20 protein-coding genes and 1 tRNA gene are annotated in these 26639 nt (G+C 50.4%); 12 read left to right on the top strand and 9 right to left on the bottom strand.

The genetic code is table 11. The features are described from left to right. Nucleotides 1–74 precede the first annotated feature (74 nt). Entirely contained in the window at nt 75–935 is an 861-nt protein-coding gene (locus JWJ90_RS12195; protein WP_205227503.1) for a hypothetical protein, read from the bottom strand. 99 nt (nt 936–1034) lie between these two features. Between JWJ90_RS12195 and JWJ90_RS12190 the strand changes: the two genes are divergently transcribed. Next, nucleotides 1035–1424: a DnaJ family domain-containing protein gene (locus JWJ90_RS12190; protein ID WP_205227502.1), complete on the top strand. Its 390-nt coding sequence runs from the start codon at nt 1035–1037 to the stop codon at nt 1422–1424. Between the two features lie 73 nt (nt 1425–1497). Here the strand turns inward: JWJ90_RS12190 and JWJ90_RS12185 are convergent, their stop codons facing one another. From JWJ90_RS12185 to JWJ90_RS12175, 3 genes are all read right to left on the bottom strand, one after another. After that, nucleotides 1498–4422, bottom strand: a complete 2925-nt coding sequence (locus tag JWJ90_RS12185; protein WP_205227501.1) for an insulinase family protein — start codon at nt 4420–4422, stop codon at nt 1498–1500. A gap of 12 nt (nt 4423–4434) precedes the next feature. After that, nucleotides 4435–4884, bottom strand: coding sequence for a D-aminoacyl-tRNA deacylase (gene dtd, locus JWJ90_RS12180; RefSeq protein WP_205227500.1), 450 nt, complete (start codon nt 4882–4884; stop codon nt 4435–4437). 159 nt (nt 4885–5043) lie between these two features. Beyond that, entirely contained in the window at nt 5044–5787 is a 744-nt protein-coding gene (locus JWJ90_RS12175; RefSeq protein ID WP_205227499.1) for an RsmE family RNA methyltransferase, read from the bottom strand. Nucleotides 5788–6730: 943 nt separating this feature from the next. Here JWJ90_RS12175 and JWJ90_RS12170 point away from each other — a divergent pair. The 3 genes from JWJ90_RS12170 (at nt 6731) to JWJ90_RS12160 (ending at nt 11584) form a co-directional block, all read left to right on the top strand. Next, nucleotides 6731–8506, top strand: coding sequence for an N-acetylglutaminylglutamine amidotransferase (locus JWJ90_RS12170; protein WP_205227498.1), 1776 nt, complete (start codon nt 6731–6733; stop codon nt 8504–8506). Nucleotides 8507–8696: 190 nt separating this feature from the next. After that, nucleotides 8697–10451 carry an N-acetylglutaminylglutamine synthetase gene (gene ngg / locus JWJ90_RS12165; protein ID WP_205227497.1) on the top strand — a complete coding sequence of 585 codons (1755 nt, stop codon included), beginning with the start codon at nt 8697–8699 and terminating at the stop codon, nt 10449–10451. Continuing rightward, entirely contained in the window at nt 10448–11584 is a 1137-nt protein-coding gene (locus JWJ90_RS12160) for an osmoprotectant NAGGN system M42 family peptidase (RefSeq protein WP_205227496.1), read from the top strand. Before ngg ends, JWJ90_RS12160 begins: the two co-directional genes overlap by 4 nt. On the opposite strand, the gene JWJ90_RS12155 is transcribed toward JWJ90_RS12160, so the two are convergent. Continuing rightward, the gene (locus tag JWJ90_RS12155; protein WP_205227495.1) at nt 11581–12078 is read right to left on the bottom strand and encodes a dihydrofolate reductase; all 498 of its coding nucleotides are present in this window, start codon (nt 12076–12078) and stop codon (nt 11581–11583) included. The genes JWJ90_RS12160 and JWJ90_RS12155 overlap by 4 nt on opposite strands. 108 nt (nt 12079–12186) lie before the next feature. Between JWJ90_RS12155 and JWJ90_RS12150 the strand changes: the two genes are divergently transcribed. Further along, nucleotides 12187–13146 (top strand): ketopantoate reductase family protein, encoded by a 960-nt coding sequence (locus JWJ90_RS12150; RefSeq protein WP_205227494.1) that lies wholly within the window; start codon nt 12187–12189, stop codon nt 13144–13146. Nucleotides 13147–13532: 386 nt separating this feature from the next. Further along, nucleotides 13533–16772, top strand: a complete 3240-nt coding sequence (locus JWJ90_RS12145) for a PAS domain S-box protein (RefSeq protein ID WP_205227493.1) — start codon at nt 13533–13535, stop codon at nt 16770–16772. A 113-nt stretch (nt 16773–16885) separates the two neighbouring features. Here the strand turns inward: JWJ90_RS12145 and JWJ90_RS12140 are convergent, their stop codons facing one another. After that, on the bottom strand, nt 16886–18358 hold the full coding sequence (locus JWJ90_RS12140) for a DegQ family serine endoprotease (RefSeq protein ID WP_205227492.1): 1473 nt from the start codon (nt 18356–18358) through the stop codon (nt 16886–16888). Nucleotides 18359–19070: 712 nt separating this feature from the next. Between JWJ90_RS12140 and JWJ90_RS12135 the strand changes: the two genes are divergently transcribed. The 4 genes from JWJ90_RS12135 (at nt 19071) to JWJ90_RS12120 (ending at nt 22615) form a co-directional block, all read left to right on the top strand. Beyond that, nucleotides 19071–19271 (top strand): hypothetical protein, encoded by a 201-nt coding sequence (locus tag JWJ90_RS12135; RefSeq protein ID WP_205227491.1) that lies wholly within the window; start codon nt 19071–19073, stop codon nt 19269–19271. A 258-nt stretch (nt 19272–19529) separates the two neighbouring features. Next, nucleotides 19530–20906, top strand: a complete 1377-nt coding sequence (locus tag JWJ90_RS12130; RefSeq protein WP_205227490.1) for a deoxyribodipyrimidine photo-lyase — start codon at nt 19530–19532, stop codon at nt 20904–20906. A gap of 21 nt (nt 20907–20927) precedes the next feature. Continuing rightward, nucleotides 20928–22169: a methyltransferase domain-containing protein gene (locus JWJ90_RS12125; protein WP_240194907.1), complete on the top strand. Its 1242-nt coding sequence runs from the start codon at nt 20928–20930 to the stop codon at nt 22167–22169. Next, nucleotides 22157–22615, top strand: coding sequence for an SRPBCC family protein (locus JWJ90_RS12120; RefSeq protein WP_205227489.1), 459 nt, complete (start codon nt 22157–22159; stop codon nt 22613–22615). Before JWJ90_RS12125 ends, JWJ90_RS12120 begins: the two co-directional genes overlap by 13 nt. Before the next feature lie 78 nt (nt 22616–22693). On the opposite strand, the gene JWJ90_RS12115 is transcribed toward JWJ90_RS12120, so the two are convergent. The 3 genes from JWJ90_RS12115 to JWJ90_RS12105 form a co-directional block, all read right to left on the bottom strand. Continuing rightward, nucleotides 22694–23314: a DedA family protein gene (locus tag JWJ90_RS12115; RefSeq protein ID WP_205227488.1), complete on the bottom strand. Its 621-nt coding sequence runs from the start codon at nt 23312–23314 to the stop codon at nt 22694–22696. Nucleotides 23315–23323: 9 nt separating this feature from the next. Continuing rightward, nucleotides 23324–24124: an undecaprenyl-diphosphate phosphatase gene (locus JWJ90_RS12110; RefSeq protein ID WP_205227487.1), complete on the bottom strand. Its 801-nt coding sequence runs from the start codon at nt 24122–24124 to the stop codon at nt 23324–23326. Nucleotides 24125–24259: 135 nt separating this feature from the next. Further along, on the bottom strand, nt 24260–25369 hold the full coding sequence (locus JWJ90_RS12105) for an AI-2E family transporter (RefSeq protein ID WP_205227486.1): 1110 nt from the start codon (nt 25367–25369) through the stop codon (nt 24260–24262). 285 nt (nt 25370–25654) lie between these two features. Here JWJ90_RS12105 and JWJ90_RS12100 point away from each other — a divergent pair. Both JWJ90_RS12100 and JWJ90_RS12095 read left to right on the top strand, forming a co-directional pair. Then, nucleotides 25655–25732 (top strand) — tRNA-Pro (locus tag JWJ90_RS12100). Nucleotides 25733–26318: 586 nt separating this feature from the next. Next, nucleotides 26319–26612 (top strand): hypothetical protein, encoded by a 294-nt coding sequence (locus JWJ90_RS12095; RefSeq protein WP_205227485.1) that lies wholly within the window; start codon nt 26319–26321, stop codon nt 26610–26612. Nucleotides 26613–26639: the final 27 nt, after the last annotated feature.

Here is a 26639-nt window from a genome sequence, read left to right as displayed (position 1 = left end):
AGCCCTCGAAGCGCTATGCTTCAAGGGCTTTTTTAATGGACCTACAGACCGTGAAAGTTGCAGGAGGGAATAGGTTACTGCTGCATATTCTTCATAGCCTCCTGCATACGACGCATCATTTCAGCCTGTTCATCTGCGCTCACCCCATCTGCCTGCATAGCATCCATCCGAGGGGTCGTCATTGCCCCCATACCGGATTGCTGCTGCATCGTCGCGCCTCCGTCTGGCTCCTTAAAGCTATTGACCATCTGCTGAACCGTGCCCTCCAACGCGGCCTCGGCCTGGGGATCATACTCGGCGGTCAGACCAACCGGCGGCTCAAAGACACTGTCCGGAACAGGCGAGGAGGTGTCAACAGTGGTGGCCTCGACCGTACTTTTCATCCCCATCATGGAGACCACGGTCTTCAGAGGAATATCCGTCCCCTCAAGAACATAGCTGGTAGACATCCCCTTGACGGTGACAACGTCGCAGTCATAGCCTAAAAAACTTCCCTTTGTCTGGGTGACATCGCCTCCCATCTGGGCCGACATACCGGCCCCTAACGATGTCGCGTTTTTCTTGAAATTCTTCTTCTCGCTACGGCTCAGCTTGTTATATTCTCTTTGATACAGTTTGTTGGGATTGGTGGTTTTGGAAGCAGTCTGCTCGACCAGATCATAGGTTGAGACCCAATCGGGAGTGGTGATCTCCACGGTTTCGCTTTTGGTGGTCATCCCCATCATGGAGGTTGAGGCGGTGTGATAACTAGCCAGCATGCGGCCGTAGTCTTTAATGTAAAGCACCTCTTCACCTTGCTCCATTCCACTGAGCTGATAATGGATCGTCGCCTCCTTGAAGGGCAATTTCACCTCCCAAGGAAACTCCGCTCCCCAGGCTAGGGTTCCGGTCATGAGTACCCCGAGGGAGACAACCAACAAACGTCGCATGTTCATACACCACTCCTATTTTTTGTAGTATTGTGCAAGGGTATACCTTTTGTGGGATGTAACCTATTGTAACGAGTCCAAGCCACAACTCAAGGGAAACAGTCTATGCTCTCCTTTATCCAACAAATTGCCGAGCGCAAAATAAAACAGGCCATGGAAGAGGACACGCTCCCCGATCTCAGTCACTGGAAAAACAAGCCACTGCCCAAAGAAGATCTGAGCAATGTTCCGCCTGACCTGCGCATGGCGTACCGTCTGCTCAAGAACAGTGGATTTGTCCCGGAGGAGGTTGTCCTCCAAAAAGAGATCATTCGCACAGAGCAATTGCTGGCAAACTGTACCGATGAAAAAGAAAAGGTGCGGCAATTACGAAAAATAAGTTGCCTGCGAACCAAGCTCGAAGGCCGCATGGGACGCAGCCTTGAGCTTGGCGAAGAAGGGCTGTACTATGAGAAAGTGGTGGACCGACTGGCCACCCCAAAGAAAGATAAATGACTTGAGGAGATACCTGAATCCGTGAGCACTTGCCTCCAACCGCTGTCACGGATTCAAAAAAAGAAAGCTCTGCTTACAAATTTATGACTTCATCAAAGAGCGCTTTGTCCTGCTGAATTTTATCGCTGTTGCCCACGGTGACACGGTTGCGTTCTTCCTGCAGCCGTGCAAAATGCGGAGCAAAGCCTCGCAGATCATCCACCCCCGCTCGAACAATTTCCTCAACCCGCTGCTGGCGAAAGGCTCGGGTTACCCCGGCCAGATAGTTGTTTCGCGCTGTGGCCCCCTTGGCCGCTGGTCCCTGATGTGGGTTAGCGGTTCCATACGCTCCGACTACTAACTGCTGCATAGACTCCTGTGACAGGTTCAGCTCACCAATCACCTTGGGGAGTGCCTCATAGGCATCATAGGTTTTCTTCACCTGGGGATCACGATAGCTGATCATTCCAAAGTTACCGGTCAGGTGATTGAACTGAATAAAGCAACCATAAGCTCCCCCCATCTGCCGTACCGTGTTCCAGAGGTAGTCGCGGGACATCCAGGTGCGCAGGACCTCAAAGCTGCCGTTGTACGTGGAGACATCGGGGAAGAGGGTACATGTCTGGATGTTATAGACAACCTCGGCTGAAGTGGCCAGGGCCTGACACTTGGAAACCTGTGGAAAATCGAGGACTGCTGCAGGCGTTCCCCCCTGTGGCAGGGCCTTGACCAGGCCAAGTCCTGCACTTTGAAAACGGACAATGTCCTTATCATCGGCGGTCACAGAAATCACCATGCCCTGCCGCACAAAGAGCTGTTCGCGCATCTGACGCAGGGCTGCGTGCAGTGTTGCCTCACCATTCAGGTAGTCTGCCGCTAACGCTTTGAGCTGCAGGTACGCGGTGACACCATGGACCTGCTCATTGTAACGTCCAGCCTGACTGAGGTGCGAAAAGGCCCGAGTGGCAGCCAGTGAATAACCTTCACTCTGTACCGAATGTTCAGCCCAAGCAAACTCGCGTTGGAGAATTTCTTCAATGTGATGTTCATCCGAAAAATCCACCGAGGTCAGGACCTCGCTCACCAATTCTATAGCCTGATTCAGGTAGGAAGACAGTGCCTTGACATGGAACCAGAGAATCGGCCGGACAGTGTCTCGATTTCCTGCTTTGGAGTAGGCCTGAAAGGAGTGTGAGAAGTCCCCGGCGCAGATATTGATTGCCTTGGCAAACTGCATGTAGTCCTTGCTGGCCGTTCCAATCTCAGTGACAATGGTGGCAAAGAGATCCAGATAAGGAAGCACCTCAAGGGGGAGCGAAGAACAATCAAAACCAATGTCCAGATAACAGATCCCATTGGTTTCAAGATCATTAACCAGAAATTCAACCTCACCAAGCTGCGTTGGCTTGACCTCATGAAAAGGCGGATGTTTGTCCAGGTCGTCCAGGCCAAGGCGCGGTAATTTGCGCAGGTCATCTACGGTGTTTGCCTCTGCCTGCAGCGCCATCAGCTCTTGGGTACGGTTGACCAGTTGCTTGCGCCCCTCATCATCGAGAGAGGCATTAAATGCTGCCAGCCGCTGCTGCTCCTCAAGAACATTTTGCGCCATCTTTTCTGGATCCGGTGCCAAGGTCACGGTGACGGTCGCGGGGTTATCCAAAAGGTAGGTGCGAATCAGCTGTTCAAAGTAGCCCTTTTCAAGTGCCTCTTTCCGAATCTCAGCCAGCAGGGCATCGATCTCCAAGACATCAAAAGGGCTCTGTCCCCCCTTCATCGCTGGCAACGCCTTGCCGATCAGATCCAGACCACGCTGGGCCTTATTCATCTCTTCCCTGACCGAAAATTCATATTTGTTCAATTCAGAGAGCATCAACTCCTGGTCCAGGCCTTGATCAACCATGCGGGTTAGAGTGGCCTTGTACATGGCCAGGAAGTGGTCACGTTTCTCAGCATCTGTCCCCACGAGGTAGGTAATAATCAGACTTTTAATGCTGGAGTTGGCCAGAAAAAGACCACCAAAGTCCTTACAGACACCCGAGTTGAAAACCGCCTTTTTTAAAGGCGAGCCATCTGAGTTAAACAGAATATTTGCAATGATCTGGAAGGCGGTATTGAGTTTGCGATCCGCAATGGTCGCGATGGAGGAGCTGATGGCAAGAAAGGTGCGCTGCTCGGTAGGGCTGCCCGGCTGGACGGGATAGGTGTCCTCAAGAGACACAGGTGCAGACACGTCCCTGCCAGGCTTGATCTGTGCCTTGTCCACCGGACCATCAAACTGACTGAGGAACCGATCCTGAACAAAGGCAAGCTCCTTCTCCAAATCCGCATCACCATAAAAAAACAGGGTGGCATTTGAGGGGTGATAGTGGGAGCGATGGAACTCGACAAACTGCTCATAACTCAGATCCGGAATACGCCTGGGATCACCACCGGACTCATGGGCATAGGTCGACTCCGGCATCAGCCCCTGATAGATATGATGAAACAGCGAACGGATCGGATCAGAGAAAGCACCTTTCATCTCATTAAAGACCACACCCATGTACTGGAGCTTGTCTTCCCCGTTTTCCAGGTGATAGTGCCAACCTTCCTGCTCAAAGGTTGTTTGCAACAGTAACGGATTAAAAACCACATCACAGTAGACATCCATGATGTTGAAGTACTCTTTTTCATTTCTGGTGGCAAAAGGGTACCAGGTCGTATCGGAGCCTGTCATGGCGTTGAGGAAGGTCATGAGACCGCCCTTGTTAATCTCGCCAAAGACATCTTTCACCGGGTACTTCTGCGAGCCCATCAACACCGAGTGTTCCAGAATGTGGGCCACACCAGTGGAATCCTCTGGGACGGTGCGAAACGAAGCACAGAAGGTCTTGTTTGCGTCCTGATTCTTTATGGCCACGGCCTGGCAGCCAAGCACCGCATGGGTGAAGAGATAGACGGTTGAGTTGATCTCCTCAACAAAAGAAACACGATCCAGGGTAAAACCATGATACGTCGAGCCAAGGGCAAATGTAGTCATAGTACTCCGTTGTCAGAATTTTTTATGGGAATCTAAAAGGATGGTGACCGGGCCATCGTTTGTCAAGGAGACGTCCATCATGGCCTGAAATACACCGGCCTCGGTGGGGATCTTCCGTTGACGGCACAGTTCGATGAACCGGTCGTACAAATCTTTGGCTCTATCAGGGGAGGCTGCATCGTTCCATGAAGGGCGACGCCCTTTACGGCAATCGCCGCAGAGAGTGAACTGACTCACCACCAGGAGCTCTCCTCCAATATCATCCAAGGAGAGATTCATCCGCTCCTGATCATCTTCAAAAATACGCAGGTGTTGGATTTTGTCAGCCATCCACACCATATCTTTTTCCGTATCATTACGATGAACACCCAAGAGGACAAGCAGACCCTGGTGAATAGCACCGGTGACGACACCGTCTACCTCAACCTTGGCCGCTGAGACTCGTTGTACAACAGCTCGCATATATTCAGCTTACAAAAAAGGTTAATGTTGACCTGCATCCATGAATACCATCGCGTTCTGTCTGAAGCAGGAGGGTTATCTGAGTCTATGATGGTGGGGGAAGCTGGACAGCAAAAGAGTTTTCACCAAACACTTGGTCGTATAAAAACGGTACGGTATTCAGTGCCCACCCGTCGTCACGAATTCAGGTTTGAGGCCACCACTGAGGTACTGGACAATGGAGACGGAAGCCAGGGCGGCGGTCTCACCACGCAGAATACGCGGCCCTAAAGAAAACGATGAAAAGTGCTGTTCTCGCAGATGGGCGATTTCCTCTTTGTGAATGCCTCCCTCAGGTCCAAGCAGAAGACAAATTGGCCCCGGTTGTTTGACAAACTCGTTCGGAAGGGGAAGACATTGCTCTGCCTCCCAGGCGACAAAGCGATGGGTATAGGGGACAAAGTCAGCACCAACAAGAGGCGTCACCGGAAGAATTTGCATAGGGGTGACCCGGTGCGATTGTTTGCAGGCTTCGATCATGATCCGCTGCCAGCGCTCAACCGGGTTTCGCTCGCCCCTATTTTCACAGTAACGGGAGACCAGGGGGAGGAAAGTCTGCACACCAAGCTCAGTGGCCTTTTGCACAACCAGATCCATTTTTTTACCTTTAAGAAGACATTGGGCCAAAGTCAGAGGCAAGGGTGACAGGTCACGTTCTTCCCGTGTGGCTTTAATTTCGGCCACCACTCGTTGCTTCTCCACATGTGCCAGTACCGCAGTATGAATAGTTCCTTGGCCGTCAAAGAACTCAACACGTTGTCCGGATTTGAGCCTGAGGACCATGGCTATGTGCCTGGCCTCCTGCCCGGTAATAGTGATCAGGGTTCCCGCTCTTTTCTGGGGTTCAATATAAAATCGTCGCATAGAATGTGTTGTAAACGATCAGGGAAATATCCCTGAATCCGTGAGCATTCATCGGGGTATCTTTGAAAATACGCCTTATTTTCTATAACTGTAAGCGATTGCGGTCTGCCGGAGCATCGGCCTGTGCAGATTTGGCACCTCGCAGTCCGAGAACGCCGCAGATTCGGTGTTCCGTGATGGGTTACCAATTTTTTTAGCACAAAATGCGCATGGGCGCATGCATTGAGGACAAGGAAAGGGAATGCAAGCTTGTCTCTGCAGAGATCACTTGCTCGCACAAACTTCCCAGGTCACAGCCGCCAACATCCGTGAGAAAAATTAACAAAAAAATTATAAAATGATAAATTTCGCTATATCAGCATGATATAACACACGTTTTACAAATAAAATCATCTGAATTATCCACAGACCGGGTTGACAGCAATCTAACTTCATGTTTTTATAGTTAGATTGAGATATTTTATCGATGATCTATATCGAGATATAAATCGTCGATATTTTATTCAAAAGATCAATTTTCCCTCCAAAAAACATTGGACTTTACAGAAAAAATACAAATTATAATCTGCATACAGTTCAATACATCCTATTAAATATTCATAAAATTAAAATGAGTAGAATATAATCATTTCCATTTTATTTTTCATCTACAATAAGAAGTTTCACTAATACTGCCTAATATCTTCTCTCTTTTTACATCTACATCATCCAAATTTTCAAAGAATTAATCATAGAAATCATGCGATCAGTCATGTATGAATCTAGGGCATCTTGAATAATTGCTTTTTCTGCCAATCTCGGCGTCACGCGAAAAATTTTATCCTCGGAATATCTTGTATATGCCTGCGGTAAAATTGTTCGCAATCCTTGGTCTTGATTGAAAAATCTAATTATTCAAGACACCCTCTATACTCTCAAAAGTAATAAATGAGGTTACTCTTTTATGTGTGGTATTTGCGGCGAAATCCAATTTTCCGACGCTCCGCCTTCTCTTGCTCCTTTAGAACTGATGATGAACCGTATGGTTCCCAGAGGGCCGGATGCCTCTGGAGCGTATCGACATGGTCAAGTGGCCCTTGGACATCGACGCCTGAAAATTATTGATCTCAGCGAAAAAGCACGCCAGCCCATGAATGATCCCGAGCTTGGCCTGGCAATCGTTTTTAATGGCTGTATATACAACTACCCTGCGCTCCGTCAGGAGCTGCAGGGACTCGGTTACCGCTTTTTTTCAACCGGTGACACCGAAGTCATCCTCAAGGCCTGGCATGCCTGGGGGCCAGCGTGTGTAGAGCGGTTTAACGGCATGTTCGCCTTTGCCATTCACGAACGCGAAAGTAACCGGATGATCATTGCTCGCGACCGCTTGGGCATCAAACCATTCTATTATGCGGAACTGGGAAACAACGGCCTTCGTTTTGCCTCCAGCCTGCCGGCACTGCTGGCTGCAGGTGATGTGGACACCCGCATTGATCCCGTTGCGCTCCACCATTACCTTCACTGGCATGCGGTCGTTCCTCCACCGCATACAATGCTGCGCGGGGTACGCAAACTGCCTCCGGCAACGCTTCGCGTCTATGAGCCCGATGGCCAATTTCGCGATCACTGTTACTGGCAGATGCGAGTCGAACAAACAGAGCAGGACCTGGCCCTGTCTGTCGAAGACTGGAAAAAAGGGCTGCTTGAGCATCTGCGTGCAGCTGTGCGCCGTAGAATGATTGCCGACGTTCCTGTGGGTGTGCTGCTTTCCGGCGGCGTTGACTCAAGCCTTCTCGTCGGCTTGTTGGCCGAAGAAGGACAACGGGGCATCAATACCTTCTCCGTTGGCTTTGAAGAAGCCGGTGGGGAAAAAGGGGATGAATTTCAATATTCCGACATCATTGCCCAACGCTTTGCCACTAATCATCACCGTATCTTCGTCCCTTCAGATCGACTGCTGGAAACACTGCCCCAAACCTTTGCAGCCATGTCCGAACCCATGGTCAGCTACGACAATGTCGGCTTTTTCCTCCTTTCCCAAGAGGTGGCCAAGCATGTCAAGGTCGTCCAGTCCGGGCAGGGAGCAGATGAGGTTTTTGGTGGCTACCACTGGTATCCACCACTGGTTGACAGCAAAGATCCGGTTGCTGATTACTGCCGTGTCTTTTTTGATCGCAACCAGGATGAATACGCCCAAACCGTACATCCGGATTTTCTTGCTTCCGATTTCAGTCGTGATTTCGTTCGCCAGGCCTTTGCCCAGCCCGGCGCATCCCAGACGGTGGACAAGGCCTTTCGTTTAGACACCACCATCATGCTGGCCGACGATCCGGTCAAGCGGGTCGACAATATGACCATGGCCTGGAGCCTGGAAGCCAGGGTTCCTTTTCTGGATCACGAGCTGGTTGATTTCGCGGGCCACATCCCGGCCGCCCTCAAACTCAAGGACGGCGGCAAATGGATCTTAAAAGAGGCCGCGCGCACGGTCATCCCCAGCGCTGTTATCGACCGCCCCAAGGGGTATTTTCCGGTTCCGGCACTTAAATACATTCAAGGACCGTATCTGGAATTTGTTCGTGACTATCTCACCAATGAACGCGCCCGGCAGCGCAGGCTTTTTCGACCGGAGTATGTCGACATGCTCCTGCAAGAACCTGATCAGCACATTACTCCGCTGCGTGGCTCCAAACTCTGGCAGATCGCTTTGCTGGAGATGTGGCTGCAAACCCACGAAATTTAGCCATGAATCAGTGATGGAGAGTGATCAGCGCACAACCTGTTTTCCATAATCATTCCAGATATTTTATTTTGTTCAGTTTCACCCGCTGTCACGAAGTCAGAACCAACACAATCACAGGTGAAACACTTGCACGGCTGTTCTCTCAGCCTCGTTTTGAGAACAACACTTTTACAGTACAGGAATTATGAATATGAGTACGGAAGACTGTAACAACCCCATGGATCCCTCATGCATGGCTTCGCTTAAACATTGGGGCAAGCCCATTCGTAAAAAGCGGCTCTCCACCATGGACCGGGAAGTCAGCGTCGACTGCGGCTGGGGTCGACTCATCTTCGGCCAGACTTTCAAAGATCCCAAACGGCTGGCCGAGGCCATCCGTAAAGAGAAATGGGGCCGACGGGATATTGCCATGTATATGCGCGATCCCCATGTGGTGATCTCCTATGCCCCCCAGGAGCTCTTTATTGACCCCTCGCTGACCTATCGGCTGGATTTTAAAAACTACCGCGTCCCCCAGCAGGAAGCTACCGGTGTTCTGGTGCGCCCCATTCGCGCAAGTGACGACGAGCAAGAACTGAACCGTATCTATCGTTCCTGGGGCATGCTACCAAGCTACGAGGGATTTTACAGCACAGCCGTAAAGAACGAGGCGCTCTGTATTCTCGTTGCAATCGCACCGGACACGGGGGCCATCATCGGCGCTATCACGGGGGTGGACCATCGCAAAGCCATGCATGACCCGGACAATGGCACCAGCCTCTGGGCACTTGCCGTGGATCAGCACTGTGGTTTTGCCCGGGTGGGCGAGACCCTGGTGCGAGAACTGATCATGTCGTTCATGGAACGGGAACGCAGCTTCATTGACCTCTCAGTGATGCACACCAACAGTGAAGCGATAGCCCTCTATGACAAGCTCGGTTTTGAGCAGGTACCGGTCTATGTAATCAAAAAGAAAAACCCCATTAACGAGCCCCTCTTTCTCGGACCAGATCCGGAGGATAAACTCAATATTTATGCCCGCATCATCACCGACGAGGCCCGCAGGCGTGGCATTGGCGTTAATGTGCTTGACTGCGAAAACGGATTTTTTGAGCTCGGCCTGGGAGGACGACGCATAGTCTGCCGAGAATCTCTGAGCGAACTCACCTCGGCCATCGCCATGAGTCGCTGTGATGATAAGGCGGTGACCCGGCGACTGCTGAAAAAAACAGGTATTCGCGTCCCCGCTCAAAAAGTCATTACATCAAGTGAGGAGGCAGTCGAATTTCTTCGTCGCCATAGAAAGGTGGTGGTGAAACCGGCGCGGGGCGAGCAGGGCGCAGGGGTTTTTGTCGATCTGGACAGTGAAAACGAAGTGCTCGAAGCCTTTACCAAGGCCGGAAAAATCTGTGACAAGGTCATAATGGAACGGTATGTCTCCGGTGAGGATCTACGCCTGATTGTCATCGATTACAAACATGTGGCCTCAGCGGTGCGCAGACCGGCCTCCATTCGCGGCAATGATCTCTTATCCGTGCGTGATCTGATTGCAAAACAGAGCCGTCGTCGGGCAGCGGCAACCGATGGCGAAAGCACCATCCCCCTGGACGAGGAAACCTGCCGGACGATAAAACGACAGGGCTACTGTCTGGATGATATCCTCCCGGAAGGAGAAACCCTGGTCGTTCGAAAAACAGCCAATCTGCATACCGGCGGGACCATTCACGATGTCACCAACCAGATCCACCCTTCCCTGATTCAGGCAGCAGAAACAGCTGCCAGAGCCTTACAGATTCCGGTGGTGGGATTTGATTTTCTGGTCCCGGATCTCGATGGCCCTGATTATGTTTTCATCGAAGCCAACGAACGTCCCGGCCTGGCCAACCACGAGCCACAGCCCACAGCAGAACGTTTTATTGATCTGCTTTTCCCCCAAACCAGATCCTTTGCGGAGACCAAGGCATGAGGATTCCCATAGACCGTCAATACATTCTCCAGCTCCTGGAGAGCTTTCTTGCTATTCCCAGCCCCTCGGGCATGACCGATGAAATGGTCCGCGCTGTCTGTGGCGAGCTGGACAACCTGGGCATTCCCTATGAGTTGACTCGCCGAGGGGCCATTCGCGCTCATCTTGCCGGAGAACAGGGTGATCCCAGGCGGGCAATCGTCACCCATCTCGATACGTTAGGCGCTATGGTCAATGGGCTGAAAAAAAATGGCCGCTTAAGCGTCGTGCCCATCGGCACCTGGTCTGCCCGTTTTGCAGAGGGTGCACGGGTCCTGATCCACAGTGATAATGGTCAGGTCACGCGGGGAACGATTCTACCACTGAAGGCCTCAGGGCATCGCTATAATGAAGAGATTGATGAGCAACCCTCGGCCTGGTCCAATCTTGAGATCCGTATCGATGAGAATCTCCCTTCACTGGATTCGCTCTGGGAATATGGACTGCGGGTGGGGGACTTTGTCTCCATCGATTCCAACTTTGAGGCCTCCCCAAACGGATTCATCAATGCCCGCCACCTGGATGACAAGGCGGGAGTAGCGGCGGTGCTGGCGGCTGCAAAATCGCTCAAGGAGCACAGCCTCCCCATTCCCCTGAGCACCTATCTGCTTTTTACCATCTCAGAGGAAGTCGGGGTGGGGGCCTCGCATATACTCCACGGCGATGTCGCCGAAATGATCTCCATTGATAACGGTACGCTGGCCCCTGACCAGAATACCAGCGAGATGGGAGTAACCCTGGCCATGAAGGATTCCAGCGGTCCCTTTGATATTCACCTCACCAGGCACCTGATCAACCTCAGCATGCAGCAGGAGATCGAGTTCAGCCGCGATATTTTCCTCCACTACCGCAGCGACGCAGCCGCGGCTCTGGAGGCGGGCAATGATATTCGCACAGCGCTGATCTGCTTTGGTCTGGATGCCTCCCACGGTTACGAACGTGCCCATCTCAACTCACTGAGTGCAGTGGCGACCCTTGTTGCAGCCTACCTCAGTTCACAGCCACTCTTTGCCGAGGATGTTAACGTCATCGGACCAGAAACCGAGTACCCGATGATTGCATCGTCCAGCGAAAGTAAACCCAAAGCATATTAAGGCAATACGCCCCTTTGTCTTTTTTGTGCATAGGTAACGATGGTGATAGGGACAGATGCTGAAAGTGTTCGCCTGCTCTGCTCGACAAAGAGGTACTGGCTGAAATCAGGGAAAAAAGCATCCCCTTCATACTCTTTTCCAATCCAGCTGATGATCAGCGTATCGGCCAGGGGAAGTGCAGCCTCATAAAGCCGAGCCCCACCAATGATAAAAACACGCTCCTCTCGGGTACAGAGCGCAAGGGCCTCTTGCAGTGTGGCCACCTTGGTGCAGTCCGGATGGGGGGTAAAATCAGGGGTCCTGCTGAGCACAATACACCTGCGCCCTGGTAATGGGCCACCAATGGAGGCATAAGTCAACCGGCCCATAATCAGCGTATGCCCCTTCGTAGTCATTTTAAAATGTTCCATCTCTTCCGGTATTTGCCAAGGGATGGTATTATGTCGGCCGATGACCTGATTTTGGGCAACTGCGGCAATGATGATCAGTTCCACACCGGTCCTCCAGGAGTAGAGCAGTATTAAGATCCATTTTGATGACTGCGAAGGTACAATATTGGGCCAACTGCGGCGAACAAAAGTACCCATCGCAGGGGGAATTACATGCGAGTATTAGTCTATGGGGCGGGTGCCCTTGGTCAGGCCATTGGTTGTATGTTAGCTGCAGATGGACACCAGGTAACCCTTGTCTTACGCCCCCGTTTTATCGATGTCTTACAGGCTGAAGGACTTACCGTAACCGGTATTTTCGGCACCTACCAGATTAGCGGCAAAGAGCTTGAGCTGATTACAGAATTACAACAAATCAACGGCAGCGATATTGACCTGATCCTGCTCACCACCAAAACGTACGGGACAGATGCAGCCATAGACGAGATTGTCGCCCTGTCCCAGTGCACCTGTCCGGTTGTGTCGCTGCAAAATGGCTGTGGCAATCTGGAAAAACTCACGGCTCGCCTGGGAAAAGATCGGAGTCTTGCCGCTCGGGTGATCACCGGTTTTGAAATCGAACAACCCGGCCAGGTAAAAATTACGGTCAGTGCTGATGCGGTTCACATCGGTGGTTCTGTCCGCGGAAATATCCCCCCAGCTGCCCAGCAATTGGCCGAGGCACTTGATCATGCCGGCCTCCCCGCTATCGCGGTAAACGATATCTATCAGTCGCTCTATGCCAAACTTCTCTACAACTGCGCCCTCAATCCCCTTGGAGCCATTCTCGGCGTTCACTACGGTGCATTGGGAGAAAGCAAAGATATCAAACAAATCATGAATAAGGTCATTGACGAGACTTTTTCAGTCATTCATGCACTGGGTGGCACCACCCCCTGGCCAGATGCGGAGACCTACCGCACCCTGTTTTATGACAACCTGGTTCCTGCCACCTACCACCATCGGGCGTCCATGCTCCAGGACTTGGAAAACAACAAACCAACAGAAGTGGAGGCAATGGTTGGCTACGTGTCCACTCAGGGGCGTCTGCACGGAGTTGAAACGCCTGCCTGCGAACTGCTGGCCGATTTGCTTCGCTTTAAGGAACAACAACAGCAACGCGCGGCCAGATAAAGAGCGGAGCCGGGAATACAGCGTATCTCCATAAATACGCTTGGGAAATGTTGGCTGGTTGCATCTCACATAAGTAGGCGTTTGCCCCTGTTGTGGCAACTCAAAAATTACCTGATGTGTGAAGCTTGACTTTGTTGATTCCACTGTTATGCTGAGTGATATCTTCCAATATTTTCAAGCAATTTTAGGGTGTCTTGAATAATTAGATTTTTCAATCAAGATCAAGGCATGCGAAAAATTTTACCGCAGGCATATACATGATATCGGAGTCTTCGCTTACCTCCGAGGATAAAATTTTTCGCATAACGCCGAGATTGGCAGAAAAAGCAATTATTCAAGATTCCCTTTAGTCTTTCCCATCAGGTTGCTTTGCCACGGAGGTGCACTTGCTCCGCCATCTGCTGTCCTCATATTTTCCAAGATCACTCATATCTCTGGCCATAACTTGTTTTGTCTTTATCCTGGGCACCCTCTTTAGCTGGCAGGTTGCGCTGTTGGATATGGAGCAGCAACTGCTTAAGCAAAAATCCCAGGCTGTTGACGAACTCGCGCCCATGCGAGCCAGACTGGAAGGGGCAGTGCTCAATCTGGTCAATGCAAGCACCGGTATCAGTGGGGTCATTGCCCATGAAGGTGCAATCAATCAGGATCTTTTTCAGGCCTTAAGTCAACAGGCTATTGACAACAACCCCTCCATGCACAACATCGGCATCGCGCCTGACGATGTTATCACACAAATCTATCCCCTTAAGGAAAATCACCGGGCTATAGGTTTGGAATACGCCAAGAATCCAAAGCAGTATATGGATGTTCGCCTGGCTCGAATCACCAAAAAGCCTATATTTTCAGGCCCCCATCAACTGGTCCAGGGAGGACGAGGACTCATCGTTCGAGTCCCTGTTTTCAGGAAGATGGACGATGCTGTACACTCTACAAAGTATTGGGGAGTGGTATCCATTGTCACCGATGTGGAACAACTGCTTGCGAAGGCCCATGTGGCCAACACAGAAACCTTGACCATTGGTCTGAAAAAAAATACGGAAGCAACAAACGAAGAAGGCACTGTTATCCTCCTGGGGAACACAGAGCTTTTTGCTCAAGCGAATCCAGTCTGCATGCCAGTTGAGGTCCCGGGCACTCAATGGCAGCTCTGTGCTGCCCCTCATCAGGGGTGGCCGGTTCTTGATCCTTCCCAGTCCATACGCCTCTACCTTGGCAGCAGTCTGAGTTTGGTGCTGGCCCTCGCGATCGGCTGGCTGGCTGAGCGTCCACGACGAATACAACGCCATAACCTGGCCTTGAAAAAGGAAATCAGAGAACGGGCAATCACCGAGGAGAACCTCCGTTTTTCAGAACAAAAATACGCATCCATCTTTCAACTCATTCCGGATATGGCTGGCATAACCCAGCTTGAAGATGGTTGTTTTCTTGAAATCAACGCAGGATTTACCGCCGTCTCCGGATGGACCGCCCAGGAAGTCATTGGCCACAGCTCCATTGACCTTGGCCTCTGGACGATTGAGGAACGTCAGGCTGCCATCGCTATTTTACGCAAAAAAGGGGTTCTGGAAAATTTTCCCTTTATGCTGCGCCTGAAATCCGGGGTGTTGCATTATGCCCTGATGTATTTAATTCCCATTGAGGTGAGCAAAGAAGAGTGCCTCTATTTTATGGCCCAGGATGTCCATGTCCATAAATGTACGCAAATCGCCCTGGAGCAGGAGCGCTCGAACCTGCGCAACCTTTTGCAGACCGTCCCCGCGCTCATCTGGCTGAAAAATGCAGAGGGGAAATACATAAGTTGCAATAGCCGCTTTGAACGCTTTGTCGGCCAGAAAGAGGGCAACATTATCGGGCAGGACGACTACCAGCTCTTCTCCCAAGAGGTGGCTTTGGCGTTTCGCACGTTTGATCAACAAGCCGTTGAAAATAATGCCCCCAGCATCAATGAAGAGTGGGTCACCTACGCCGATGATGGCCATCAGGAGTTGCTGGAGACCATCAAAACCCCGGTGCGCGATGACAGCGGCAACTTGATTGGGGTATTGGGTATCGCCTGGGATATCACCGAAAAAAAACGAACTGAGAAAGAGTTACTCAAAGAGCGAACGCGCTTCATAAACCTGGTCGACTCGGTAGATGGCATCGTCTGGGAAACAGATGCAGACAGCTTGCGCTTTACCTACGTCAGTCGTGAGGCACAGAGACTCTTGGGCTATCCTATGCATCAATGGTCAGAGGATAATTTCTGGCGCCACCATCTGCATCCAGAGGATAGAGAATGGGCCTATGAGGCCACCCGTAAAGCCACCGCTCATGGAGAAGACCATGAATTGACCTATCGTTTTCAGGCTGCAGATGGCCGTACGGTCTGGATTCAGGACCGAATCACCGTGGCAATGGAAAACGGGACCCCACGTTGGCGCCGTGGCATCATGGTGGATAGCACCCAGGAAAAAGAGTCCGAGCAGCAACGTCTCGCCCTGGAAAACCAGCTGCGCCAGGCCCAGAAGATTGAGGCTATTGGTCGTCTGGCCGGCGGAGTCGCCCACGATTTCAACAACCAGCTCTCCGTTATTCTCGGGTATGCCGACCTGATGAATCAAAGCCATGTTGCCGAGGAAAAAAGGCACGCCTATGTCAACCAGATCATCCGTGCTGCCAACCACTCCCGGGATATCACTCGGCAACTGTTGGCCTTTTCCCGCCAAGAAGAAATCTCTCCCCAGGTTCTTGATCTCAATCTCTTGGTTAAGGGGATTAAAAAGTGGCTGGGGCGGCTCATCCGCGAAGATATCAACGTAGAGGTACAAACCTCCCCTGACCTCTGGCCGGTGTATATGGATTCGACCCAGGTTGATCAAATCCTGATGAACCTGATTGTCAACGCCCGGGATGCCATTGAGGGGCATGGTCAGATTACGGTGACCACAGAGAATGTCACCCTGGAAGCGAGTTACACCAGTCGCTACCCCGATTTCAATCCAGGGGATTATGTCCAAATACGTATCCGCGACACTGGAATGGGGATGCAGCCCGACACCCTGCTCCATATCTTCGAGCCATTTTACACAACCAAGGAGAGCGGCAAAGGGACCGGCCTGGGCCTGGCGACTGTGTATGGAATCGTGAACCAGAACAGAGGACAGGTCGTGGTGGAAAGTGAGCTTGGAGTCGGCACAACCTTTCAGGTTTTTCTTCCGCGCACCCTGGCTCCCATAACCGAGGCTTGCGAACGGCCAACCGAGACGATTCTTCCCCAGTACACAGGCACTATTTTGCTGGTTGAAGATGAGGAGACCGTTCGCCAGATGACACAGGATATGCTGGCGGCCAGTGGCTATACCGTTCTGGTGGCCTCGACCCCCAGTGAAGCACTTACCATCTGCAGCCAGCCTGAAACCAAAATCGACCTTCTCTTAAGTGACATGATCATGCCCGAGATGAACGGGCAAGAGCTCTGCGGTAAAATTCGTGCCCTTCGGCCAAATCTCAAAACTGTTTTCATGTCAGGTTATGCAGGGGATGTCCTTAAGGAAGATAATGACTGCCAGATACCACTCATCAAAAAGCCTTTCACCATCCACTCACTGCTGAAAACCATTACGGAGCAACTGCTCGGGTAACATGACAAAGCAATTCCCGGTAGTTTCCCTGGGCACCTCAAAAAAACAGCCGGTTCGAAAGGTTTCGAACCGGCTGTTTCAATGCTTCACCTGAATACCTGAGCATTCAGGGGTTATTCGCTTTGCAACACTACGTACTGGCTGTGTTTTCCGGAGCGCACACGCAGCAGGACCTGGCGCTTATTGCGACTCTCTTTGATCGCCTTGCGCAGGTCGTCAAGTGTATGAACGCGTACCCGGTTAACCTCTTCGACCAGCATACCGGATCGCAGTCCAAGCTCAGAGGCCGGGCTGTTGTCTTCAACATCAACAATTAATACGCCCTGATCCTTCTTGTAGCCAAACTGTTCAGCCAGCTCTTCAGTAAGGTTCTGCAGGCTCAAACCAAAGCTGCCCATCTGGCCATCCTTGCCACCTTCCTGAGAGAAAGACGACATATCACCGGGCTGCTCTCCGATAGTCACATGCAGCTCTTTTGATTTCCCATTGCGTAGAACCTTGAGAGTCAGAGTGGTATTGGGGGGAGTCATGGCGATTTTGTTGCGCAGATCACCGACGTCTGACACTTTCTCTCCGTTGATGCCAGTGATGATATCGCCGTTTTTCAGGCCGCCTTTCTTGGCCGGGGAGTCATCGCTCACCTCGGAAATCAACGCACCACCGACCTCGCCTCCAAAAGAATTGGCCAGATCCTCATTCACATCCTGAATCATTACCCCTAACCAGCCACGGGCAACCTTTCCGTTTTTACGCAACTGCTGCTCGATGTTCTTGGCCATATTGATCGGAATAGCAAAGCCAATTCCCATATAGCCACCGCTTCGGGAGAAAATGGCGGTGTTCATGCCGATGACTTCGCCGTGGATATTTAAAAGCGGACCACCCGAGTTACCGGGGTTAATGGCCGCATCGGTCTGAATGAAATTTTCATAATCCGTGATCCCCATGCGGTTACGGCCTTTGGCACTGACCACCCCAACGGTCACAGTCTGGTTGAGTTCAAAGGGGTTACCAATGGCAATAACCCATTCGCCAACTTCCAGTGCATCTGAATTTCCCAAAGGAATAACCGGTAAATCCTTGGCTTTAATCTTAATCAAGGCCACATCGGACTGGGGATCGGTCCCGATCACAGTTGCTTTAAACTCCCGTTTATCAGCCAGACGAACCGTGATCGCATCGGCATCGGCAACCACATGATTGTTTGTCAGGATGTAACCATCACTGCCAATAATAAATCCGGAGCCTGCTGCCTTTTGTTTGTAGCTCCGCTTTTTTTGCTGGGGATTTTTGCGGTGTTGGCGAAACTGAGGGCCAAAAAAGCGCTCAAAAAAAGGATCGTTGAATAATTCAAACGGATCCTGAGAACGCCTGTTGGTGGCTTTTTCTTTTTCCACCGCTACATGCACTACTGCTGGCCCGGCTTTTTTAACCACCGAGGCAAAGGCTTTAGCTGATCGATCGAGAACCGCAATATCGCTTTCGCTTTGTGCATGCACCGGCACATACGTTCCTGCTAGCAATGTCAGACACAGCAGGCAGGAAGCCATAAGTTTGAATTTGTTTACTTTAGCAATTTTGTTCATAGTCTGTGCTCCACAGATTCATGGAAGGGGTTGTCATTGATATGACGTCTGATTTCGAACACAACAGGCGATTTTGGCAGATCGACAAGTGCTCTCCACAGGACTGTATCCCCGGGACACCACTCCCGGATACGGCCCTGATATTGGCAAAGAAAGCACTCTGCAACCTACCTAAAGGGTCTTTCTGATACCTGCATCCGTGACGGCAGGTAATTGCTGAACAACAGAGAACGCTCACGGACTCAGAAGATAATTATACCGCTCGGGTACTTCGTCAAGAGGTCAGTATTCTGAGATTTCAGCCTAAACATTATTAAGTTAAGCTTTTTTAAAATTTTCTCTCTCTTTTTTTTGTTATTTTTTCACCCCGCATAAATATATCTTTAAACAATATTTTCAGCAAGTTATTCAAAATAATGATAGTGAAAATCATCATTACCCCCTATTTTCCCCCCATTGTGGTCGTGGTTTTATTGCTTACTGTTGCAAATAAGAACGAATGACAGAAAAAAAACATCCATAGGAGGATGATATGAGCGGATATGCATCACTGGCCTGAATCAGTGACAAAAATGGTAAAGTATATGTCTGCCCAATTCGTGCACTGAAAAAAAAACAGTGCATGGACGTAAACCAGCTCATCGGAACTGAGCGCTGGTAAATACTTCACTCGACCCGAGTGTTAAAACTCTCTCTATTAAGGAGAAATATAATGGAATTTAGCGAAAGAGATAGACAACTTGGCAATATCGGTTACGAGTCAATGGTATGGGTTCGCGATGATAAAGGTCGTGAGTTCAGCTGTAATCTCGATGATGGACGCAGTGGGGTAAAGAGGTTCAGCGACCTCACTGACCATGAGAAAGCCAGCTGCTCCAATGTCAATGAGCTCATCGGCACTGAGCGCTGGTAAAGTTTAACGCCTCCCCCTGATGGCAACCCCATCAGGGGGAGGCTCACCCTAATTTCTCAGTCCTTCCACAATACATAGGGGTGTCTTGAATAATTAGATTTTTCAATCAAGGCCAAGGATTGTGCAAAATTTTACAGCAGGCATATACACGATATTCCGAGGATAAAATTTTAAACATGACGCCGGGATTGGCAGAAAAAGCAATTATTCGAGATTCCCATAATTTTCCTTTCTTTCCTTCCCTCAAGCCTTGCATACATGGGACAGCGTATAGATCAACGACGCATTCGCCACTACAATGGCGAGAGCAGACCGCAGGGGCCAGTTCTCTACTGGGTCCATCGTGAATTTCGATTCCGCGATAACTGGGCGCTTATTCATGCCCAAGCTGAGGCACTGCGTCGCCAGGTACCGCTGGCCGTTGTCTTTTGCCTGGTTCCGGAATTTCTTGGGGCGACGTTGCGTCAGTTTGATTTTCTGCTCAAAGGATTGGAAGCGAGTGCACCTAGGCTGCAGCAGGCGAACATCCCTCTCATTTTGCGCAGTGGTGATCCGGCCACGGAGATGAATCGTCTCTGCACGCAACTGAGCCCCTCGCTGGTTGTTACCGATTTTGATCCCCTGCGTATCAAGCGGCAATGGTTACAATCTCTTTTAAAGGGGCAAACAGCACCCGTTCAGGAAGTCGATTCACGCAACATAGTACCGGTATGGATAGCTTCTCCCAAACGGGAGTACATGGCTCGGACCATTCGGCCCAAAATTCATAGGCTGCTCCCCGAGTTCCTCACCCCCTTTCCGGAATATTCAGCCCACCCTCACGTCTGGGACAGACAACCTGCAAGCCTCTCCTTTGCCGAGCTGCATCAGGCCCTCAAGGTCGATACAACGGTAGCGCCGGTTGATTGGCTCCAAGCGGGAGAGGAGGGCGCCCTACAGACACTGACCACCTTTTTGTCCACACGTTTGGACAACTACGACCAGCGAAATGATCCTAATAGGGAGGTCTGTTCGAACCTCTCCCCCTACCTTCATTTCGGCATGACCTCAGCCCAACGCATTCTTCTGGAAATTGATAAACGTGGCTTGAGCGGAGAAAACACTGAAAGCTTTATCGAGGAATTAGTCGTTCGCAGAGAACTCTCTGATAACTTCTGTTTCTACAGCGCAGACTACGATCAGGTATCCGCCTTTCCTGAGTGGGCCCAACGCACCCTCGAGGAACACAGCGCAGACCCGCGGCCATACCTTTACTCGCTGGAGGAATTCGACCAGGCGGCAACCCACCAGCCGCTGTGGAATGCAGCCCAAAGGCAACTTGTCCAGACCGGGACCATGCATGGATACATGCGCATGTACTGGGCCAAAAAAATTCTCGAATGGACACCCAACCCAACCGAGGCCATGCGTATTGCCATTTATTTGAATGACCGTTATGCCCTGGATGGCCGAGAAAGCAACGGGTATACGGGTATAGCCTGGTCCATGGGGGGAGTGCACGATCGAGGTTGGGCGAAACGACCTGTTTTTGGTTCTATTCGCTATATGAATGCAAATGGGGCTCGGCGAAAATTTGATGTGCCACGCTATATTCGCACCTGGGCCTCAAAGCAGCAAGCTTCGTTCTTTGCATAACCTTCTGCAAGGAGACACACCATGCATACGATTAATGCATACAGTCGCGTTACCGCAGAATTCACTCTGAGCTGGAAATCAAGGGAGGCCACTCATCGAGAAAAACTCTGGGCACATCCGGTGAGTTTCTGGCGCGATGTCCTGAGCCCATCCCTTGTGAGCGCACTCAGAGGAAAGTCTCTCGGAGATGAGGCAGAAATTACCCTGTCAGCAGATCAGTTTCCCACTCCCTACCAAAAGAATCGGCGCATCCTGGTACGCCCACATCAGTTCCGCGGCACCAATGCGTCTGGCGAGCCAATAACGCCCATCCCCGGGCGATACTACCCTCAGGGCATGCTCCACGGCGTAGGGGGGATCTACCAGGCAACTCTAACTCCTTGTCGTTTTCTGGGTTATGAAGGAGAAAAATGGGTATTTGACCTCAACCATCCTCTGGCAGGGTACGATCTCAAGCTGACAATGAAAATTCTTGATGTCCAGGAGCAGCAGAAAGAACGGGGCGGCCGCTGTGAGGATTGGTTGGAACGTATCACCAGCGATGGGCCAGGGATGCAGGCCCGGTTTCAGGGGGACGCTTCTGGCTATTTTACATCGGAAAATTTTGAGCGCAGCGATGAACGACCAGATGACCTATTTTACCAGGAACCGCGTTTGGTCCAGCATTTAGACAGTAACGCGCGGGCAACTATCAGTAAGAAGTACGCCAGGTTGATCCCCCCGGGAAGCAAGGTACTTGACTGTATGGGGAGCTGGGATTCTCACCTCCCGGAGTCTCTTGAACTTGCAGACCTCACCGTCTTAGGGATGAACAAGAAGGAGCTGGCGCAAAATGCCCGGGCAACTCAAAGACTGGTGCAGGATCTCAATACCACCCCCCAGCTTAACCTGGATGATGCAAGCTTTGATGCCATCATCTGTACCGCATCCATAGAGTATCTGACGAATCCACTGAAGACATTATCTGAACTCAAACGTGTGCTCCGCCCCGGTGGCGTCATCGCATTGGCCTTTTCCAACCGTTGGTTTCCCCCAAGGCAATTCAAGCCTGGACGCAGATGCACGAGTTTGAGCGTCTTGGTTGGGTCTCTGAGTTACTGCACACCACCGGTGGTTTTACCAACCTGCACACGCTCTCCCAACGCGGCTGGCCCAGGCCAGCAGACGATCCGCACCAGGAGCTCTGGTTCAGTGATCCTGTATACATGGTCTGGGCGTATAAGGCCTGAAAGTGGAAAGGAAAAACAGTCATGTATATCCTAGAGAGACAACAAAAGGTCAGCGGCAGTATGGAACAGGCCTGGGCTTTTTTACAAAATCCCGTCAACCTGGACAGCATTACCCCGCCTGATCTGCAATTTAAAATTGTGACCGATGTCCCGGAGATCATGTTCAACGGGTTGATCATTGAATATCGCATTACCATCCCCCTGATTGGAACGCATTCCTGGGTCACGGAGATCAAGCACATCAACGAGGGGGGCAGCTTTGTGGATGAACAGCGCTTAGGTCCCTACCGGTTCTGGTACCACTACCATGAAATCAGGCAGGAGGAGGATGGTGTTCTTTTGGTCGATAGGGTGCACTACCAACCACCGGCAGGTTTTTTGGGGAGAATAGTGCACCGACTCTACATCCGGCGCACCTTGGAGAGAATTTTTGATTATCGTCAGAAGCGCCTGGATGAATTTCTTGCAGCTGCAGACTGAACGCACAGAACCATCGACATAACAATGGATTCACACTTGAATCCGTGAGCATCTGCCGTCACGGATTCAGGTCACAGTCTAGTTCAATTTCCGCTTCCTTGCGGCCAGTCGTGAGCGTACAAACCAGCCAAGTCCTACCACAGCCAGCACCACGATAACGATATCCACCTGATGAGAATACTTCTGGACAACTGTCCAATGCTCACGAAGACGCATCCCAAGCAGCAGAAGAAAACTGTTCCACAGGGTCGCACCAACCAGACTTACCCCAATAAAAGGGAGAAGCCGCATCTTGCCCATGCCGGCAGGGATTGAGATAAAATGTCGAATAACCGGAATAAAACGGGCAATAAAGACAGTCAACACTCCTTGACGCTGACTAAAATACCGTTCGGTTAATTCCAGATCATGCCGGTTGAGCAGTAAATATTTTCCCACCTTCAGGACCAACGGTTTCCCGCCATAATAGCCCATCCAGTAAGACAGCAGAGACCCGGTTAAGGAACCAAGACTGGTGGACAAGATAGCCAGCCATAGGTTCCATTTGCCATCTGTCACCAGAAAACCGACAAAGGGCATAACCGCCTCACTGGGCACAGGGGCAATCATAGATTCCAGGGCCATTAAAAAAAAGGCGCCTGCATAGGCTGTGGTATCAAGTATATGGACAGCAGTCTGGCTGATCAATTCAGTGAGCATTGTTGTCTCTTAAGGGAGAAAGTAAAACAGGGCGATTGCCCCAAAGATAACCCGGTACCAGGCGAAAATACGAAAATCATGGTGGGCCACATAACGAATCAGCCCCTTGATAGCCAGCAAGGCACTGAAAAATGCGGTGACAAAACCAACCGCAAAAAATCCCAGGTCCACATTGGCAAGAGACTCCCAGGATTTGAAAACATCGTAACCGGTGGCCAGAAACATGGTGGGAATGGCGAGAAAAAATGAAAACTCCGTGGCGCTCTGCCGTGAGAGGCCAAAAAGCATACCGCCAATAATGGTAGCACCAGAGCGCGAGGTTCCGGGAATCAATGAAAAAACCTGGGCAAACCCAACTTTTAGCGCATCGAGCCAGCTCATCTGATCGACATCAACAACCCGCGGCTCAGAAGGGCGACGCTCAACCACAAAGATAATCAGGCCACCAACAATAAGGGCCACCGCCACCACTAGGGGATTAAAGAGGTATTTTTTGATGAGTCCGTGCAGGGCCAGACCAAAAATGGCTGATGGAACCACCCCGATGACCAGGTTCATAACAAAATGCCAGGCCGCAGAGTCGCTCTGGAGGCCACGAATAACGCGCATTAACCGTTCTCGGTAGTGATAGCAGACAGCTAAAATCGCACCGAGTTGGATCACGATCTCAAAGGTCTTGGCCTGCTCACCGGTATAATTCAGCAGATCGCCGCTGATGATGAGATGGCCCGTGGAAGAGATGGGGAGAAACTCGGTCAGCCCCTCAACAATACCTAAAACAACACTTTGAAGAAACGATATGAGATCCATAAACAGTGCGCTTTGACAGCATAAAGGGAAGTCGCTCCTTCCCCAGCGGAAAGAACGTGCAAAGACTACAGCCTCTAGCCTGTAACGTGAAAAGATGTTCTATGTCAAGTAGATACCGGCGAGAAAGGAGCTGAATTATTCAAGAGGGTTCTCGTCATCGTGCAAGACCGATCGACAGTCGAGATGTTCAAAGTAGGGCTGATACTCATTAAAATACATATCAGCCAGGGTCAGAAAAGCGGTTAAGGCCAGAGGGCCATAAATGATCCCCATCAGTCCGCACATACTCAGCCCCCCAATAATCGACAATAGAACCAGCAGAGGGGGTAAATGCGCCTGGATACCGACAAATTTTGGTTTAAACAGGTAATCAATGGAAAAGGAGAGCAAGCTATAAAAAAGCAGAGCAAACACTGCTTGCCCTAAATATCCTTTGACATAGAGTATAATTGCAGTGGGCACAAAAATAAGTCCAACACCAACAATGGGCATAAAGGCCATAACCGCCATAACCGCCCCCCAGAGGACCGGGGATATGTAACCCATCAAAGCAAAATAGACGCCTCCAAGAACGCCCTGAATAAGCCCGCTAAGGGTATTCCCCACAAGGATAGCCCCTGAAATAGAGGAAAATCGCTCGATCAGGTACCTGTTTTGTTGTTCCGGTAGAGGAGAGAGGCGCAAAAGAAAATCGGTGAGCCGCTCAAACTCAATCAGCAGAAAAAAAACTCCAGTAATGACAATGCAGAACTGGAAAACAAAACTGATAATATCCGCAGCCAGGCTGGAAACTTTGTTATAGAGAAACAGCCCCACAGTTGTAGAAAATTTAGTGATCATATCCGGAAGTTTATCAATATCAAAATGGATACCAAAACCTGCCAGAAAATCGGTCACATGATGCACCTGGGGATTTTTTTCCAGAGTCTGTTGCAACAAAACTAGGAGGTCATTTTTCTTCGCCAGTTGAATGACTCCTGGAATCTCTGCAGAAAGCGACCCCAGACTGAAAAGAAGCGGTAGGAAGACGCAGAGTGTAATGAGCAGGCAGGTGAGGCTGGCTGCCATCCAGGGGCGTATTTTTGCCGTCATTTTTAGATGAGCGGGATAAAAAACCGTGGCCAGAAGAAAGGCGAGAAAGAGTTGTGTCCAGAACGGCCAGAGCACCACGCCCAGCATCAGAGCGGAAAAGGAAAAGATCAGTAAAAAGGTGACACGTTGGGTCGTTGGCGGTGCGGGGGCCATGAAAACTCCTGAAACAGCTGGTCGAAAAGAACCGGCTCAGATCCGGTCCAACATTGCATCTGCTGGTATTGTAAAACCGAAGCAGAGAGAACGCCAGTCTATTGTCCCGCTCATAGGTTGATAGCCTGCTAATGGCACCATAACTAAGCGGAGTAAAAGCAAGGGAACTTATCAACTCCCCGTATGCTGCAATTTTACCTCACCTCAAACCGGAAAAACCTTGCAAGGGACTAGTGAATGGTGTAATAAGTTTTTCTTTTTCACCCTACCAACACGCCTATGAGTCGGGGCGTAGCGCAGCCTGGTTAGCGCGCCTGCCTTGGGAGCAGGAGGTCGGGCGTTCGAATCGCCCCGCCCCGACCAGTTAGAATAGATAGATAATCAAGGGTTTATCGGTTTCCGATAAACCTTTTTTTATTGCCTGCATCTTCACGGGGTACAAAATGGGGTACAAATCCACTTCCGCTTGGAAAAAAATTATCAAGGCCTCCCTGGTACTCACCTCAGTTTCTTTTTCCATTTTCGGCACCCAGCGCAATCGAAGCGAAACTTAGCTCAATAAACTTTTCTTTTATATTTTCATAGCGAAGGGCAACATATAATGTAAAAACAAGGCGTTGAGATAGAACCATTTTTTTGCGCGCAACTTTCCAGGCGCTTTGTCAATAAAAAAAGTTGAACATATAAGCGAAATTGCGTACTATTCATAAAATAAAATCATTGTTGACAAATTTAAAGGAATAGAGTAGGGGCAACAACCTTTTTTCAAAGAGCTGAACACCAGGAAAAATATATTCTCGGCGAGCAATCTAATTGCTCTCTCTTTGATGTTGCATGAAAAAAATTTCATGCAAATTTTCTTTTTAATTCTTTTTAACAATGCTAGTACCTGGCCTTTTGCCGGGATAATCGCAATTACCAGCAAGCTATAGAACCTTTAGAGGGAAAAATGGACTGGGAGATTATTTCCAAACTAGTTGTTCTTTATGTTGGCGGCTTTTTTACCATCATGTTTGGCGCGATTGGTTTAAAGTTTCTTTTTACAACATCTCATAACTACAGACAAATCCACGAAATCAGCGGATCTTTTTCCTCTGCTTTAAAAGGAACCAACTCTGCATTTAACAATGGCAGCCGTGATAATCGAAAAAAAGCTGGTCTTGCTATTGACCTAAGAACGAATACATGGATAGAGCAGGGAACGCTTTCAGACGATTCACTGGATAGCATTTTCCGATCTTAACCTTCTTTATCCAGCTTCACCGAAAGT

The organism is Desulfobulbus rhabdoformis (assembly GCF_016919065.1).
GTDB classification, from domain to species: Bacteria; Desulfobacterota; Desulfobulbia; order Desulfobulbales; family Desulfobulbaceae; genus Desulfobulbus; species Desulfobulbus rhabdoformis.
Note: the sequence above shows the minus strand (reverse complement) of the source record. Positions and strands in the feature narration are given on the sequence as shown.

What these genes read in the sequence shown, in the direction of transcription:
- JWJ90_RS12150 (WP_205227494.1), top strand. Translation starts at nt 12,187, where the DNA reads ATGCGAGTATTAGTCTATGGGGCGGGTGCCCTTGGTCAGGCCATTGGT.
- JWJ90_RS12115 (WP_205227488.1), bottom strand. Translation starts at nt 23,314, where the DNA reads ATGCTCACTGAATTGATCAGCCAGACTGCTGTCCATATACTTGATACC.
- JWJ90_RS12095 (WP_205227485.1), top strand. Translation starts at nt 26,319, where the DNA reads ATGGACTGGGAGATTATTTCCAAACTAGTTGTTCTTTATGTTGGCGGC.
- JWJ90_RS12185 (WP_205227501.1), bottom strand. Translation starts at nt 4,422, where the DNA reads ATGACTACATTTGCCCTTGGCTCGACGTATCATGGTTTTACCCTGGAT.
- dtd (WP_205227500.1), bottom strand. Translation starts at nt 4,884, where the DNA reads ATGCGAGCTGTTGTACAACGAGTCTCAGCGGCCAAGGTTGAGGTAGAC.
- JWJ90_RS12195 (WP_205227503.1), bottom strand. Translation starts at nt 935, where the DNA reads ATGAACATGCGACGTTTGTTGGTTGTCTCCCTCGGGGTACTCATGACC.
- JWJ90_RS12160 (WP_205227496.1), top strand. Translation starts at nt 10,448, where the DNA reads ATGAGGATTCCCATAGACCGTCAATACATTCTCCAGCTCCTGGAGAGC.
- JWJ90_RS12175 (WP_205227499.1), bottom strand. Translation starts at nt 5,787, where the DNA reads ATGCGACGATTTTATATTGAACCCCAGAAAAGAGCGGGAACCCTGATC.
- JWJ90_RS12170 (WP_205227498.1), top strand. Translation starts at nt 6,731, where the DNA reads ATGTGTGGTATTTGCGGCGAAATCCAATTTTCCGACGCTCCGCCTTCT.
- JWJ90_RS12190 (WP_205227502.1), top strand. Translation starts at nt 1,035, where the DNA reads ATGCTCTCCTTTATCCAACAAATTGCCGAGCGCAAAATAAAACAGGCC.
- JWJ90_RS12120 (WP_205227489.1), top strand. Translation starts at nt 22,157, where the DNA reads ATGTATATCCTAGAGAGACAACAAAAGGTCAGCGGCAGTATGGAACAG.
- JWJ90_RS12125 (WP_240194907.1), top strand. Translation starts at nt 20,928, where the DNA reads ATGCATACGATTAATGCATACAGTCGCGTTACCGCAGAATTCACTCTG.
- ngg (WP_205227497.1), top strand. Translation starts at nt 8,697, where the DNA reads ATGAGTACGGAAGACTGTAACAACCCCATGGATCCCTCATGCATGGCT.
- JWJ90_RS12110 (WP_205227487.1), bottom strand. Translation starts at nt 24,124, where the DNA reads ATGGATCTCATATCGTTTCTTCAAAGTGTTGTTTTAGGTATTGTTGAG.
- JWJ90_RS12105 (WP_205227486.1), bottom strand. Translation starts at nt 25,369, where the DNA reads ATGGCCCCCGCACCGCCAACGACCCAACGTGTCACCTTTTTACTGATC.
- JWJ90_RS12135 (WP_205227491.1), top strand. Translation starts at nt 19,071, where the DNA reads ATGGAATTTAGCGAAAGAGATAGACAACTTGGCAATATCGGTTACGAG.
- JWJ90_RS12130 (WP_205227490.1), top strand. Translation starts at nt 19,530, where the DNA reads ATGGGACAGCGTATAGATCAACGACGCATTCGCCACTACAATGGCGAG.
- JWJ90_RS12140 (WP_205227492.1), bottom strand. Translation starts at nt 18,358, where the DNA reads ATGAACAAAATTGCTAAAGTAAACAAATTCAAACTTATGGCTTCCTGC.